The sequence below is a fragment of the Methylotenera versatilis 79 genome, from assembly GCF_000384375.1.
Classification (GTDB): domain Bacteria; phylum Pseudomonadota; class Gammaproteobacteria; order Burkholderiales; family Methylophilaceae; genus Methylotenera_A; species Methylotenera_A versatilis_B.
The window spans coordinates 1,726,304-1,744,135 of record NZ_ARVX01000001.1; the positions used below are offsets into that span (position 1 = coordinate 1,726,304).

5 protein-coding genes and 1 tRNA gene are annotated in these 17,832 nt (G+C 44.3%); 5 read left to right on the plus strand and 1 reads right to left on the minus strand.

The features are described 5' to 3' along the window. Window positions 1-38: 38 nt before the first annotated feature. The 5 genes from METVE_RS0108555 (at window position 39) to METVE_RS0108575 (ending at window position 17,491) form a co-directional block, all read left to right on the plus strand. Window positions 39-7,391 carry a retention module-containing protein gene (locus METVE_RS0108555; protein WP_020168057.1) on the plus strand — a complete coding sequence of 2,451 codons (7,353 nt, stop codon included), beginning with the start codon at window positions 39-41 and terminating at the stop codon, window positions 7,389-7,391. 444 nt (window positions 7,392-7,835) lie between these two features. Further along, window positions 7,836-9,782, plus strand: a complete 1,947-nt coding sequence (locus METVE_RS0108560) for a TolC family outer membrane protein (RefSeq protein ID WP_020168058.1) — start codon at window positions 7,836-7,838, stop codon at window positions 9,780-9,782. Window positions 9,783-9,982: 200 nt separating this feature from the next. Beyond that, a complete protein-coding gene (locus METVE_RS0108565) occupies window positions 9,983-15,535 on the plus strand; it encodes a two-partner secretion domain-containing protein (protein ID WP_020184102.1) in 5,553 nt (1,850 codons plus the stop codon). A gap of 9 nt (window positions 15,536-15,544) precedes the next feature. Beyond that, on the plus strand, window positions 15,545-17,275 hold the full coding sequence (locus METVE_RS0108570) for a ShlB/FhaC/HecB family hemolysin secretion/activation protein (RefSeq protein WP_020168060.1): 1,731 nt from the start codon (window positions 15,545-15,547) through the stop codon (window positions 17,273-17,275). Window positions 17,276-17,404: 129 nt separating this feature from the next. Then, window positions 17,405-17,491: transfer RNA gene (locus METVE_RS0108575), tRNA-Leu, on the plus strand. Between the two features lie 86 nt (window positions 17,492-17,577). Here METVE_RS0108575 and METVE_RS0108580 read toward each other — a convergent pair. After that, complete coding sequence (locus METVE_RS0108580) at window positions 17,578-17,832, minus strand: hypothetical protein (protein ID WP_020168061.1); 255 nt, start codon at window positions 17,830-17,832, stop codon at window positions 17,578-17,580.

The window sequence follows — 17,832 nt, forward strand, 5'->3', positions numbered from 1 at the left end:
CAAGCGCACTATTAATAGATGAATTTTAGGAAACGATCATGGCATTAGTCGGCACAGTTGTATCAATTACGGGCATCGCATATCTGGTAGCAGAAAATGGCGAGAGACGTGAGTTAAAGTTGGGTGACCAAGTGCAAACAGGCGATGCCATTCAAACACCACGCGGTGTGGAGGTTGAATTAGAACTCACTACTGGTCGATTGATCAATATTCATTCTGAACAGTTGGTTCAATTTACTGAGGAACTGACAGCGGCTATTGAGCCGAGCAATGTTGATAGTGCTGTGAATCTTGCGACGATTGAAACGGTTATTAAAGCCATTGAAGAGGGCAAAGATATTAATGCGGTGTTAGAAGAAACAGCCGCAGGTCAATCGGGTCAATACAATAGTTATGGCTTTAATTTTGTGGATTTATTTAAAATCACAGACATCTTAAATGCTTTCAATTTTGCGTTCGATTATCAGATAGGCCAAAGAGTTGACACTAGTCCAGTGGTAGACGGCGACGATATTACCTATTCAGGATTGCTCATTGACAATCCGCAAACGCCAGGTGTTATTTCGCCTGTGAACAATGCGCCAACAGCCGTAAATGTGACAGCAAATGGTTTAGAGGATGCTACTTCAATCGCCATCACTTTAAGCGGCACTGATGTTGACGGCACGATTGCCAGCATCACGGTGAATACCTTGCCTGCCAATGGGTTACTTTATGTGGATGCGGCACTGGCCACGCTTGTTGTTGCGGGTGCTACTTATTTAGGCAGTTCTGCCACTTTCTATTTTGTACCAGATGCCAACTCTAATGGCAACGCGAGTTTTGCCTATATTGTCACAGACAATTTAGGTTTGAATAGTGCCACCGCTACGGCAACGATTGCCGTTGCAGCAGTCAATGATGCGCCTGCAATCAATGATGAAAATATTGGCGTAACTGAAGATACGCCAGCGACGGGCAATGTGTTAGCGAATGATACTGATGTCGATGGTAATCCATTATCTGTCACACAATTTACCGTTGATATCGATGGCAATGGTTCTCCAGAAGTTTTTGTGACTGGCACCACTGCGACGATTATTGGTGTTGGTACTATTGTCATTAACGCGAATGGCGACTTCACTTTTACGCCAGCACCTAATTATGCCGGACCAGTTCCACCAGTTATTTACACGGTTTCAGATGGCAGTTTAACTGCTACAGGTAGTTTGAATTTAGGCCCGATTACACCAGTTAACGATGCACCGATTGCGGTAAATGACAGCATCACAATTGACGAAGATACATCTTACACTAGTGTGGTGAGTTTGATTGCCAATGATACCGATGTAGATCATCCGGTATTAACTGCAGTGGCTGGCACTTATACAACGACACAAGGTGGCAGCATTACGATTGCCGCGGACGGCAGTTATACCTACACGCCACTACTTAACTTTAATGGTATCGACACGGTAAACTACACCGTCACCGGCGGCACATTGACTGATATCGGTACTCTGAGCATTACAGTCAATCCAGTTAACGATGCACCGATTGCGGTAAATGACAGCATCACGATTGACGAAGATACGCCTTACACCAGCGCGGTGAGTTTGATTGCCAATGATACCGATGTCGATAATCCGATATTGACTGCAGTGGCTGGCACTTATGCAACTACACAAGGTGGCAGCATCACCATTGCTGCGGACGGTAGTTATACTTACACGCCACTACTTAACTTTAATGGTGTCGACACGGTAAACTACACCGTCACCGACGGCACATTGACTGACATCGGTACTCTGAGTATCACTGTTAATCCCATTAACGATGCGCCAGTTGCAATGGATGATGTTGCAACGACCAGTATTAATACCCCAATTGATATTAATGTTAAAGCGAATGATATTGATGTTGACAATACAACTGCTCAATTGACTGTATCGAATCCAATTTTGACTAATTCCGCACAAGGCACGGTTTCAGTTAATCTCGATGGCACGCTTCATTTCGAGCCAGCGTTTAATGTATTTGGTTCTGTTGAAATTACCTACACATTAACTGATCCAGCAGGCTTGAGCGATACAGCAACGCTTACTGTCAACGTTGGTAATAATACGCCTCCTACTGGAGCAGATAATGTGGTCACTATCAATGAAGATGCGCTTTATATATTTCAGGCGAATGATTTTGGATTTAATGATGTTGATGCCGGACAGAGTTTTAATGGTATTCGTATTGATGCCTTGCCACTAAATGGCACATTAATGTTGAATGGTTCCCCGATTAGTACTGGTGCTGTAATCAGTATTATTCAATTAAACGCAGGACAGCTTAGATTTGTGCCTGTGAGCGATGCCAACGGCGCGTCTTATGCCAGCTTTACATTTAGTGTACAAGATAATGCTGGAGGGTTCGATGCCACACCTAATACGTTCACATTAAATGTAACTGCAGTGACCGATATTACCAACGACACGGTGACAACCTATGAAGATACACCCATTACATTTAATGCAATTACAGGCACTAATGGCGCAACGCCTGATACATTTGAAAATTCAGCTCGTGCCATTACCAGTGTTACTCAAGGCACTAATGGTACAGTCAGCTTTCTAGCAAACGGTAATATAACTTATACGCCTAATCCAGATTATTTTGGCGGCGACAGTTTTACTTATACTGTAACTTCAGGTGGCGCGACAGAGACGGCGACAGTTAACGTGACAGTCAATTCGGTCAACGACGCGCCGGCTGGCACGGATAAAACCATCAGCACCTTAGAAGACACAGGCTACAGCTTTAGCGCCGGCGACTTTGGCTTCACGGACCCGACAGACAATCCAGCCAACAGCCTGCAATCGGTGGTGATCACCAGCATACCGGCTGGCAGCAGCTTAAGATTAAGCGGCGTCGCCGTCACCGCTGGACAAGAGATCAGCCTAGCCAACATCCCTAACTTGGTGTACACCCCGGCGGCCAACAGCACCGCCAGTACCAGCTTCACCTTCCAAGTCCGCGACAACGGCGGTACGGCTAATAGCGGAATTGATCTAGACCCAAGCCCGAACACCATCACCTTAACCGTGACCCCGGTCAACGACGCGCCAGTCAACACACTCCCGGCCAGCTATGCAGCCACTGAAGACACCGCACTTAAACTCAGCGGCTTAAGCATCAGTGACGTCGATGCGGCAGCTTCACCGGTAACGGTCACCTTAGGTGTTGCCAGCGGTACCTTAACCGCGGCCAATGCAGGCGGCGTCACTGTCACCGGCACTGGTACCGGCAGCATCGTCTTGGCCGGCACAGTCGCCAACATAAACACCTACCTGATAACTGTTGCCAACCAACCGACCTATAACCCGGTCCTCAATGCTAATGGTCCGGTCACCTTAACCATGGTCACCAACGATGGCGGCAACACCGGTAGCGGCGGTGCCTTAAGCGACACCGACACCAGTATTATCAACATCGCCTCAGTGAACGATGCACCGGTAGGCGTTGTAGAAAGCTTTGTTGTGACCGAGGGTGCCACGGCTATATTAGGTAATGTATTAGCCAACGATACGGATGTTGATAGCCCATCCCTGACTGTAGGACAGTTTGCTATTAACGTTTCCGGCACTGGGGCACAGGCTGCTAATGGCATAAATTCCATCACTACCACTCTTGGCGGCACTGTAGTAATGAATGCAAATGGTACCTTTACCTATACTGCGCCTGCATTCAGAAATCACAGTGATGCAACCCCTGATACTGATAGCTTTGTATATCGCGCTTCTGATGGGACGGCAACATCTGACTGGACGACTGTTTCAATCAATCTGACAGATACAGGACCTGTAGCTTATAGTGACACCGCTAGCCTGAGTGGTGGTGGCTCTATTTCTGGCAATGTAATCACGGGCACTGGTAACATAGCTGTCGGTGGGGCGGATGTGTTGGGTGCTGACGCGGTTTCGATAACCAATGTAAGTGTGACGCAAGGTACTGTGGTTTCCAATACTGTTGGTGCAGGTAATGTCCGCACTATAGTCACTACTAATGGCACATTGGTCATTGATCAGGATGATGGTAGTTATACTTATACTAAAGCGACGGATAAAAGTGTAGCTGCCGGAACAAATACTGCTACTCAATCAGTCTGGACTGCGGCCGGATTTAATACTTATGGTTACGATACCCCTGTCGCTGCCGGGATATATAACAGCCCGTTCGTTGGTGGCACTCCTGCAAATGGCATTAACTTTACTTCAATGACTGCTATCCAAGCTGGGTATGTTCGGTATCGAAATAATGGCGGTACTGGTGATGATGGTCTCGGTGTAGAAAGTGTGGTCGGGAATTCTGCCAACAACAAAATTGAGAGTAATGAGCATCTACTTATAGATATAGGTTTATCTTCACAGTCAGCAACAATAACTTTGACTGACCTAGCTCTTCTTGAAACTGCCACATGGCGAGCTTATGCAGCTGATGGCAGTTTTATCAGCGGCGCTACGGGTACGATTAATGGTGGCCCTCTTCTTAACACTATTGTGAGCGCGACAATTACAACAACGTCTCCTTTTGCATATTTGGTACTGTCTTCTACGGGAAGTAATTTCCGTATTGATGGTCTCACTGTTACACCAGTTGCTATGACCACGTCCAACATCTTTATCTACACGCTTACTGATGCCGATGGTAGTACTTCATCCGCAACATTGACAATTAATCCTGGCATTGCACCAGTGATCGACCTTGATGCTTCAGGCGTAGGTAATGGTTTTGCTACTGCATTTACGCAAGGTGGGGCAGCAGTATCGATTGCGGATACCGATATCAGTATTACTGATGCTGACTCTGCCAATATTACCAAGGCCACTATTACATTGACCAATGCACAAGCCGGCGATGTATTGGCCGCCGGTACGCTGCCCGGTGGTATTACTGCCTCTATTGTCGGCAATGTAGTGACCTTGACAGGTTCGGCTACCCTTGCCAATTACCAAACGGCAATTCGTGCGATTACATTCAGTACAACTAGCACAAATACGGCATCGCGTAGCATTGATGTAGTGGTGACTGATGGCGCAAATAATAGCAATACGGCGACTACTACTGTAGCAGTGTCTTTGCTGAATGCACCAGTGATTGATTTGGATGCATCCAACGCTGGTACTGGTTTTACTACGACTTACACTGAGAATGGTGCAGCAGTATCGATTGCTGATACGGATATCAGCATTACCGATGTTGACTCAGCCAATGTTACTGGTGCCACCATTACACTCACTAACGCACAAGCAGGGGATGTATTGTCTGCTGGCATACTGCCTGGTGGTATTAGCTCAAGCGTTGTTGGTAATGTAGTGACTTTAAGTGGTGTAAGCTCACTTGCGAACTATCAAGTTGCGATACGAGCTATTACCTATGCAAACTCTACCGAAAACCCAAATACCACCCCGCGTATTATTAATGTGGTAGTGACCGATGGAACAAGTAACAGCAATACCGCTATCACAACGATTGCGGTGACAGCCGTGAATGATGCGCCAGTTAACACCGTTCCAAGTGCACAAACTACCGCCGAGGATATTAGCAAGGCCATTGTCGGCCTTAGTATCAGCGATGTGGATGCTAGTAGCAGCAGCATGACAGTGACTCTGTCGGTTACTAACGGTACGCTGACTGTCACTGGCGGCAGTGCCACCATTACGGGTAGCGGTACGGGAACAGTTACCTTGACAGGAGCTGTGGCAGCAATTAATGCGACTTTGGCATCGAATGTGACTTATCTGTCAGCACCTAACTATTACGGTAATGATACTCTCACCATGACGACCAGCGACAATGGTAATACGGGTACTGGTGGTGCACTCATCGATGTAGATACTGTCAATATTACAATTACATCAGTGACTGATGCGCCGCAAATAATCATGCCAACATCGTTGTTCAGTATCCACGCTGGCACACCAACTGCGGCTATCAATACAACTACTGCAATTACACAAGCCAATATAGAGGCTGCATTGGGATTGCCAGCCGGTTCTCTGGATAACCGTTTTGATCCACCAGTTGGTGGAGCGAATGACCCGGGAACCGTAGATGTATTTGATGGCGCCTATACTAATTACGCAATCACCCTTGCTGCGGGTACTCAAGTTGCATTCGACTGGAGCTTCTTCAATGGCGAGCTTGTGCTTAGTGAGATTAATAATGGATATAACGATGTCGCGGTACTGGTCATTACTGATCCAAATGGTGTGGTTACCTATCAGCTACTCTCATCATCAGAGCAGACCGGTATCAATGTGAACGGCGCCACAGTAGATGCGACCGGCACAGTTAATTACACTCCTGCAATTACGGGGCAGTATCAATTCTCGTGGCTGGTACTTAATGCGATTGATGGTAATAATGACTCTCAGCTTTCAGTTGGGGCACCTAAAATTTCCTATAATGGGAACAGTTATGGTGCACCAATCACATTCCCAATTAATGTGTTGCCTGTGGGCGACGAAACTATCGGCCTGATTACTATCTCCGGCCTGCCATTGAGCGGTGTAGGGTTCAGTTTCATTGGCTCAAATGGCGATGCTGTTGGAACTAATCTGGGAGGTGGCTCATGGAGCTTTACTGAGTCTCAGCTGAGCAGTCTGCAATTATTAACACCGCCAGATTATGTTGGAACGATGAACCTCACTGTTTCAGCGGTTGGAACAGAAAATGGCATAGATGCTACTGCTACACAAAATATATCTATTGAAGTTGCTGCAACAACTATAAATATTATGGGTACGCAGACTGGTAATACTTTGACTGGCAGTGCCGCTAATGACCTGATAGACGGTCTGGGCGGCAATGATACTATAGACGGAGGTAGCGGAAACGACATACTGTCTGGCGGTGCTGGCAACGATAATTTGAGTGGAGGTCTTGGTAACGACCTCCTAATGGGCGGGTCAGGTAACGATACGTTAAACGGAGGTGCTGGCAACGATACGCTAATTGGTGGCGCCGGTAACGATACCATGACAGGTGGCTTAGGTGCGGATGTCTTCAAGTGGGAGTTGGCCGACAAAGGTGCAGTTGGTACTCCAGCAGCTGATATCGTGACTGATTTTGATGTGGCGTCTAGGATTGCAGGTGGCGATGTATTGGATTTGCGAGATATCCTGACGGGAGAGAACCATACGACAGGTACTGGAAACTTGACGAATTACCTGCACTTTGAAAAATCCGGCGCCAATACCATCGTGCATATTAGCGACAGTGGGGCTTATGCCGGAGGCTTTAATAGTGCTAACGACGTTCAGATAGTCACATTGCAGAATGTCGACCTGATTGGCTCATTCACTAACGATCAGCAAGTTATCGCTGACCTGCTCTCTAAGCAGAAGCTTGTTACGGATTAATTAAAATGAGCTAATTCTTAAATCTAAAAGTTATGTCAATTGAAGCCTCTTGCTGATGTAGCAAGAGGCTTTTTTGTTGATTTTGTGTACATAGTGTTGAGTAGTCGGCGATTTTGATTGGATTTAGATTCTAGGTTATTAAGATCTATTGCATATATTACAAATAGTTGTTATCTATTTTTCAGTATAAAAATACGGTTAATGTTATGAGTGGTGATCATTAAATCAACAGTTGGTTGTAAATAAATGTAAATATATAAAGCTTGAATAAGCCAGTCCTGCGGACTTGGCTTATTTTTTGCCTATAATCCTGACAACGTAGCGACGCATATTAATGTATGGCTTGGTAGTTACATTTTTGTTACAATTTCGTAACTTAATATCATGTAACTTTATGAAATTTTTTAAATATAACAATAACAAATTGACTTAAAGGCTTGAATTTTGAATACGACCAATGCTTTGAGCATGCAAGCAGGCTCGCATGTAGGTAAAATAATAGTAAAAAACAAGATGTTATTAAAAAGTTTGTTGATGGTTACAGTAGTTAATACCTTACTCATATCTTCAGCAACAGGTACAGAGCAAGTCGGTACGTTAAAGCAAATGGTTGAGAAAACCATTTCATCTAACCCAGAAGTACAATCTAGATATCACGCTTATCTTGGCGCAGGCTACGAAACTGATGTGGTAAAAGGCGGCTTTCTACCTAAGGTGGATATTCAATCGACTTATCGCAGGCAAGAAGATATCAATAGTATCCGTAGTGCAACTGGTACTGAAATTCCCCGTTGGAACAATGAGTTAGTATTGCGTCAAATGATTTTTGACGGATTTGCTACGCCAAGTGAAGTGAATCGTTTGGGCCATGCAAAACGTGTGCGCTATTATGAGTTACAAGCTTCAATGCAAGATACGACGCTGGAATTTATGCGTGCTTACATTGATACTTTACGTTTTCGCCAGTTAGCTGAATATGCCAAAACCAATTATGTGACGCATAAGCAGTTGTTTGACAAGATTAAAGAACGTGTCGATGCAGGTGTGGCGCGTCGTGTCGATTTAGAGCAGGCAACGGGTCGTTTAGCATTAGCAGAAGCCAATTTGCTGACAGAAATGACGAATTTACATGATGTGACTGCACGCGTACAACGCTTGTTGGGCGAATTGCCACCTGAAACATTAGAGCAGCCAGATTTTTATTCGACGGGTAAACAGGCAACACCAGTTGAAGCGCTGCGTGTTGCTTATTTGCAGAATCCCAACCTACTTTCAACGATTGAAGATATTCAAGCGACCAAAGATGAAGTAAAAACTAAAGAAGGTAAATTTTTGCCGCGTTTAGATTTACAAGCGCGTAAAAATTTAGGCACCAGTTCGGATGGTCGTAATAGTACGAACGCAGCAGATGTGCTGGAATTAACCATGAACTTTAACTTATTTAATGGTTTTTCAGATAAAGCATCGGTTAGTCAAACTATTGAAAAACTCAATACCGCAAATGATTTTCGCGATAAAGCCTGTGTGGATACACGTCAATTAGTGACGATTGCTTATAACGATATTAATCAACTAAAAGAGCAGTTAACTTATCGCGATATACATCAGAAATCGATTGAAATGGCGCGCGAAGCCTATCGTAAACAGTTTGATATTGGTCAACGCACTTTGCTGGATTTGCTAGATACAGAAAATGAATATTTTCAAGCCAGACGCAGTTATGCGAATGCCGATTATGACGTGCAAACCGCTTATGCGCGTTTGTATGCCAGCCAAGGTGAGTTGTTGAATAAGATTGGTTCAGCACGCCAAGGTTTACCAGAGGTGACGCGCGAAGCTTATATGGATGCTGCCAATATTTGTGAAGCCATTGCGCCAGCACAAGTAACGGTGGATAAAGTGGCGTTGCTGGCTGATGCGAAACCTTTGACAGTCAGCGCGCAGTTGATTAAGCCAGTAATATCGAAATCAGCATTAAGCTGTAGCACCGAGGTGATTACTGGCCGCGTGAATGATTGGGCCAAATCTTGGCGTCAGAAAGATTATGATCGTTATAGCAAATTCTATGCAGATAAGTTTGCACCAGAACCACCGTTAACTCGGGATGAATGGGCTAAACAACGCAAAGAGCGCTTATCGATTCTAGGCAAAATCAATCTTGATTTGACTAATGTGCAAGTGAGTTGTGATGGCGATAAAGCCGTTGCCAAGTTTGATCAAGATTACAGCGTGACAACTTATCAATTACAAAAACCAAAAAGTAGCTCAAGTTGCCAGGTTTGCGATGCAAAACGGATAGCAAATAAAAGCTTTAGCGACAAAGTGAATAAAGAGCTGCAATTTGAAAAAGTGGGTAGTCAATATCAAATTGTGCGTGAGCTGGTGAATTAAGTAACTTGATTAAAATTAATACATAATTATTCGTCTGTTTAAAAAAGCACATTACCTATCAAGGTAATGTGCTTTTTTTATTGGTTAAGTATTGATCAGCAGTGGCATGTAATTTGCATATATGCCAGCAGAGTGACAGTTTTCAGACAGTTAACTGTTTGTTTTTTGTTGTTAATAAGAATTTTATTGAGGTTTTTGCTATGAATCATTGCTATCGTTTAGTGTTTAATAAGTCATCTCAAGTATGGCAAGTAGTATCTGAAATTGCCAAGTCACACAGCAAATCAGCCGCTGTTGTGTTGTTGCCACTATTCAGTTTATTGCCGAATATGAGCGCTTGGGCCGACCCAGCATTAAACGCGTTGCCGACTGGTGGGCAGGTGATTTCAGGGCAATCTGCGATTACGCTAAACGGTAATCAATTAAACATTGTACAAGGTACGCAAAAATCGATTATCAATTGGAATACTTATAACATTGGCGCCAATGCGCAAGTGACTTATGTGCAGCCAAATGCCAACGCTATTTCATTGAATCGTGTCGTATCAAATAATCCAAGTGAGATTTTTGGTAAGTTAAATGCCAATGGTCAAGTATGGTTGATTAACCCTAACGGCGTGCTATTTGGCAAAAATGCGCAAGTGAATGTGGGCGGTATTGTCGCAACCACTTTAAATATTGCGGATGATGATTTTTTAAATGGCAAATATCAGTTTACCGGTAATGCTGGCAGCATCATCAATATGGGCAATATCGTTGCCAACAGTGGCGGTTACGTGGCTATGCTAGCGCCAGAAGTACGCAATGAAGGTGTCATCTCAGCCATGCAAGGCACGGTTGCAATGGCCGCCGGTAATGCAATAACGCTAGATTTTAACGGTAATGGTTTGATTAATGTGCAAGTGGATAGCGCCAGTGTGAATACACTGGTTGAGAATAAGCATTTGATTCAAGTGGGCAACGGACAGGTGCTGATGAGCACAAAAGCGGCCGATGGGTTAATCACCTCAGTGATTAACAATACCGGCAAAATTGAAGCGAATAGCATGGTAAGCGATGGCGGTGTGATTCGTTTAACGGGCGCTAAAACTGTCATCAATAGTGGCGAGATTTCGGCAACTTCTGCTACTCAAAAAGGCGGTACAGTACATTTGCTGGGTGACAATGTTGGTATGTTTAACACAAGCAGCGTGAATGTCTCAGGTAAAACAGGCGGCGGTACGATTTTAGTGGGCGGCGATTACCAAGGTAAAAACGCCAATATCCAAAATGCGACTAAAACGTTTGTGCATAAAGATGCGCAATTAATCGCTGATGCCACCGAAAACGGTGATGGCGGCAAAGTGATTGTATGGGCAAATGACATTACCCGTTACTACGGTAGCGTTTCGGCAAAAGGCGGTGTGGTTTCAGGCAGCGGCGGTTTCGTTGAAATTTCTGGCAAACGTTTGCTTAACTTTTTCGGTAATGTGGATTTAAGTGCTGCGAATGGCGTGGGTGGCAATTTGTTGCTAGACCCAACTAACATTACGCTTAGCAATGCTGACTTTGAAAATACAGCGGGTTTCAATCCAAACGTCGACAATACAGAAGCTTTCGCTGACGATAATGGCTTAAATAGCATTTTTGATGTCCGCGCAAATGGTAGCTTTTCAGGCATCACAGCGGGTAGCACGATTACCTTGCAAGCCACCAATGATATTACTGTTGCAGATGTTTTTAATGTCGCTACAGCTACAGGTTCAGCTAATAATAGCCTAGTGTTAGAAGCCAACAATAATATTAATGTAAATGCGGCGTTAACTTTAGATGGCACAGGCGCATTAACTTTAAGAGCCGATGCGGATAATAGTGGTGTAGGTAATTTAGCCATAAATGCGGCAATTATGACCAATAGTGGCGGCGTAAGTTTGTCTGGTGCAAATGTTAGCAGTACAGCAGCGGGCACGATTAATACAACTGGCGTTGCAGGTGGAAATGGCGGCAATGTTAGCATCGCCGCAACAGCTGCGATTAATCTTTTAGGCGCTATTACCACTTCAGGTGGTGCACCATTGGCAGGCGTTGCAGGGGGCAGTGCGGGTAATGTGACGCTGACTGCTGGCAATACTGTTACTGTAGATGCTATTACAGCCAATGGTAGCAATGGCGGTGCTGCCAATCAAAACGGTGGTAATGCTGGCATTGTCAATATTGTCGCCAATAAAGGCATAACGACTAAATCTATCACTGCTATTGGTGGAGATGCATCTAACACGAATGGCAATGGAGGTCGCTCAGGTACGATTGTTATTGCCAATCAAAATGGAGCAAGTGCGGCTACTAATAATATATCGATAGATGGTACATTAAAGATTAGTGCAGGCAGGGCTTCTGGCTCAGGTATTGGTGGAAACGCTAGTAATATCTCAATCAGTAATCAAGCAAATCTAGGAAGTATTACTACTGTAAATTTAGATACTAAAGGACTTCAAACAACCAATAGTGGCAATATCAATATCGCCTCTGCGGGGGATGTCACGGTAAATGGCACTATTGATACCAGTCCAGCGAACTCTCCAGGCACAAAGCCGGGCAGCAATGCAGGTAATATCACGATTGTAGGGGTAAATCGTGTTGTTAGTGGTGCAATAACAGCGAATGGAAGTTTGTCAGTTGGTTCAAATCAAGCAGGTGGTAATGCCGGTGTTGTTTCTATTACCGGAACAGGAACACTTGCTACTGCAGCTATAAGTGCGCACACAGGCAATGCAACTGGTACCGGCGCTGGTGGCTTGGCAGGTAGTATCACTTTGGGCGGAACTAGTATAACTACAGCCGCTATAGATACTTCACCTGGCACGAATGGTGCGGGTGGCAATGTCAATATCAACACAATAGGTAGTGGTAACTCAACTGTTGCATCAATCAACGCAAACAATCTTGGCGCAATCACTATCAATAATACGGACACACTAACTGTCAGCGGTGTAATTTCTGGCACAGGTACCTCAGTGACTAAAGCGGGCGCTGGGACACTAATATACGCTGGAGATAATACTTACACAGGTGGCACAGTTGTTAATGCAGGTATTTTTCAAGTAGGTAATGGCGCAACGAGTGGGTCTCTAGTGACTGATGGCGGTATTGTCAATAATGCGACTGTAGTATTTAACCGGACTGACGTACATAGTTATGGCGGTGTCATTAGTGGTACTGGTGCTGTAGAAAAAGATGGTACTGGTGTATTTTCATTGACTGGTAGCAATACCAATGAAGGTGACACTAATATTAAGGCGGGTACATTAAAGAGTAGTAGCGCTATCAGTAATGTTAGCACGGTGAATATTTCATCTGGCGCAACCTTAGATTTAAATAATCAAAGCGAAATTGTGGGAGCAATTGCAGGTATGGGCAATATTGTGATGGGTACCGCCACCTTAACCTCTGGCGGCAATAATACATCTACTACATTTTCTGGCGTAATAAGCGGCACGGCTGGTAATTTTAATAAAACAGGCACAGGCACACTAACCTTAAGCGGCAATAATACTTACACTGGCGTGACCAATGTGCAAGGTGGTACTTTGACTGCAGCGCACGCAAACGCGTTGGGTGCTACAACAGGCGGCACCAGTGTTGCCAGTGGCGCAGTACTTAATGTGAATAATGTGACTTTAGCGGCAGAAGCAATTACTTTAGCCAATACAGCGGCATTGACAGGCACTGATGCAGCAATAGTTACTGGCAATGTGTCTGCAGGCAACAATAGCAAAATTGGCACAACATCTGCTGCGTCCACTTTAACCATCAATGGCGTATTAACTTCAGCCGTTAATAACACATTGGAAGTTATTGGAGCAGGCAGTGTGCTTGCAACTAATGCAACCAATGATTTGGATATCGTCAAAATCACCAGCGCAAAAGATGTGACTTTGCGCGATGTAAATAGTATGAGTTTTTCAGCTGTAGGATCTAATTTGACAGGCAACCTAACAGCGACTGCTGCTAATAATATTACCGTAAATGGCACGATTACTAGTACAACGGGTGATATTCTATTAACCAGTGATACATTCACTAATGGTGCTGGTGCAAACGCACTAACGGCAATAGCAGGTCGCTGGGTTGTTCATACAAGCGCGCTTGATAATAATACTTTCGGTTCATTAAATAGTGGTAATCAAGCAATATATGGGCGTACGTTGGGAGTGGCGACCGCTGAAACTGGTAATCGCTATGTGTTCGTACAAAGCCCAACTTTAGATATTACCTCAACAGATCAAACTAAAACTTATGGCCAAGATGCTGCAGCCTTAGTTGCTAATGCTTATACAACCGCTGGTTTTATTGATGCAGCAGCTTATGGCAATGTGTTCACGCAAGATACTGTGGCTAATTCGCTCACCGGTTCCGCTACTTCTGCAGGTTCAGCAATTGAAAGCAATGTGGGTGTTTCTGCAATTAATGTTACACCGATTACGGCCACAAATGGATACACGCTGGTTAAGTCGAGCACGGGTAATTTAACGGTAAATGCAGCTGTGATCAACTTAGCTGGCACGCGTGTTTATGATGCCACGACAGATTTTGATGTTAGCGCATTTGGCACATTGAATGGAGTTAATGGGGAAACGCTGAATTTAACTGGCACAGGCTCTGTCGCCAGTAAAAATGTCGGAGTCCAGACATTGGATTTAGATAGTCTAGCACTTGCTGATAGTAGTAATGGTCTGGCTTCAAACTACACCTTAGTAACAGGCACACACACGGGCACAATTACCAAGGCTGCACTTAACCTTAATGCAGTAACAGATGCCAAAACTTATGATGGTAATACTTACTCAAGTGGATCGGTAGCGACTGTTGGCTTAGTAGGAGGTGATACGATTGCCAGTTTAAGTCAAAGTTATGCCAGTAAAAATGTATTGGGCTCAGGCGGCAGCACGTTAAATGTGAATGCAAGTTATGTAATTGATGATGGTAATAACGGCGGTAATTATGAAGTGGTTGTTGCCACAGCTACTGGAACCATCACGGCAGCTACACTTAGCCTGAATGCCGTAACCGATACAAAAATCTATGATGGAAATACAGCTTCTGGTGGGGCAGTGACTATAAATGGCTTGGTGACTGGCGATGCTGTAACTGGCCTAACTCAAAGTTTCTCAAGTAAAAACGTGTTGGGCATTAACGGTAGCACTCTCAGTATAAATGCAGGCTACACTGTTAACGATGGAAATAACGGCAATAATTACAGCATCACCACTAGCGCTGAACAAGGCACGATTACACCAGCGGCTTTGAGTATTACAGCCAATAATTCGACCAAAGTACAAGGTGATATTAATCCCGCCTTTAGTAGTAGCTTTGCAGGTTTTGTGGGGGGCGAAACAAGTGCGGTGTTGAATGGAACATTAGACTATACAACACTTGCAGACGCTGCTTTTCCAACTGGAACTTACGCTGTTACACCATTTGGAGTGACTGCTGATAATTATAGTATCAGCTTTGTGGATGGCGTATTAGTGGTTACTGCGTTTGCGGAGCCTGTTATTTCAGAGGCTTTTAGTGGCAATATCAGCGTGTTCAATAATGCTACCACTCGCCCAGAGCAAGTCGTACAAATTTGCGGTCAAACTGGCGGTGGCACAGCAATGATAAACGGGCTTGATGCCTTTGGTGTAGATGAGGTAGACTACCAGCCATCAATCAGCCAACCTACAGTAGGTGGCGTGGTGGCAAATGCACTAGTGGGGTCATCATGCTCATAGTTCTAATTTATGAAAAATATAACTAAAAGTCACAAAGCATCATTTAAACCGCTCATTTTAAGTGCTTTATTATTAACTATTTTTCAAACAAATCAGCTGTATGCTGCACCAGCGATTGACTCTGGCAGCATACAACGTGATATTAAAAATTTAAATAGCCCAAATTTGCCGCCACCGCCACCAACTGCGGAGCCAATCCAGGCTACACCAAAATCTGATACTGCAATTTCAGTAAAAGTGACTGGCTTTCAATTCGTGGGTGCTAAGCTGTTGCCAGATAGCGTTTTGCAAGCGGAAGTGCAATCGTATATTGGACAAACTTTAGACTACGACGCATTAACCAAAGTCGCACAAAGAATCAGTCAGTTGTATCAGCAAAATGGTTGGTTGGCTAAAGTATATTTACCACCGCAAGATATTCAAAACGGCTTGGTGACTATTGAGATTAATGAAGCTAAGCTGGGCGAAGTGCGTACTAATAGCGATGCTACATCACGCTTAAACCCAAAATTGGCTACTGGCATGGTAGCAAACGTTCAGCGAAAAGGTGAGCCCTTAAGTAGTCAGGCGTTAGAGCGTGCCTTGTTGTTGATTAACGACACGCCAGGGTTTAGCGCACAAGCGACATTATCATCAGGCGCACAAACGAGTGAAACCGATGTGACAGTTAACTTGGTAGATACGCCACTATTTAACGCACGTGTTTGGGCAGATAATTACGGTTCAAGATTATTAGGTAAAGCACGTCTAAACGGTTTGGTCAGTTTTAACAACTTAACTGGTTGGGGTGATCAATTAATGGTGAATGCCCTAGCGAGCAAGGGCGTTGAATACGTTCAAGGCGCATATGAATTTCCAGTGGGTTATGCAGGTACGCGCGTTCAATTAGCGGGTTCGGTTTCTAACTATGAAGTGAGTGGTGGCGGTTTAAGCGCACTTAGCCCAGAAGGCGAGTCTTACTCTTATCGCGCAACGGTCAAACATCCATTGCTTCGCAGCCGCTACAGCAATCTCGCTATTCAAGGCACTGCAGAATCCTTTAGCAGTAAAGATGATGTACTGGGTTTAGAGGTTTCTGATAAAGACTATCGTGCACTTACAGTTGGTTTAAGAGGTGATCACAGCGATAGCTTCGGCTTGGGTGGTACGTTTTGGGGCGGCGTAAGTTTGACCGCAGGTGATTTAGATTTATCAGGCAATCGCGCTGAATTAGCTGCGGACAGATTAACCCGAAAATCGGACGGACATTACAATAAATTTAATTTCTATCTTGGCCGTCAGCAAATATTGGGTGAAAAGCTCACTGCAAAAGCGTTATTTTCTGGTCAACTAGCCGATGCTAATTTGGGTGGATATGAGAAGTTCTCACTCGGTGGCCCAGTGGGCTTGGCTGGATTTACAGTGGGTGAAGCAGCAGCAGACCAAGGTTGGATGGTTAATCTAGAAACCAAGTATGCAATTACACCGCAATTTAGCGCCAGTTTATTGGGTGATGCTGGTGGTGTCTGTCAGTTTAAAAATACTTTCGCAGGTTTTGATGCAGGCAATCCAAAATTTAAAAATTGCTATCAATTGGCAAGTGTGGGTTTCGGGTTCGGCTACACCAACCAATATCTTGATGCAAAATTAAGTTATGGCCGTCAAATTACAGGTAATCGTGGTTTAGATAGCAATGGAAACGACACTGAAGGTGAAGACAGCAAGCATCAACTTTGGCTGCAAGTAGGCAGCAGTTTTTAACCAACCCGGTTTTGTATAGATTTAACTGGATTTGAAGCGATTATATTCAAATTATTTTGACAAAGTTTAGTCAAAATTAGCCTAACGATGTTAGAATACGCTCCGCAACAAATTCAGTAGTAATCATCCGCCCGGGTGGTGAAATTGGTAGACACAAGAGACTTAAAATCTCTCGACTTTACGGTCGTGCCGGTTCGATTCCGGCTCCGGGCACCAGCTTTAAATTCACAACAAATTTCGATTTAAATTTCCCCGTTTTTAGGGCATTAACTTAAGTCGATAATCTCACATAAAAATTATCTTTAAGCTTTGCAAGCCACGCTGACTTCGCGGCGTTGAATCGTATAATTTTCTAATTGGTCAGATATGTAGAATCCTTTTGGACAAATTGCCAGCGCTTCTTGTCTACATTCATTCCAAGTAGAAAATCCACTACAGGTGAGCGTTGTCCATTCGTAAGAGTCTAAATTAGCTACTTTAGGATTTTGCGCGCAGCCTGCCAGCAATAACAATCCTACAGCTACTAAGCTAGCATTTACTAAATTTTTTCTTATCAT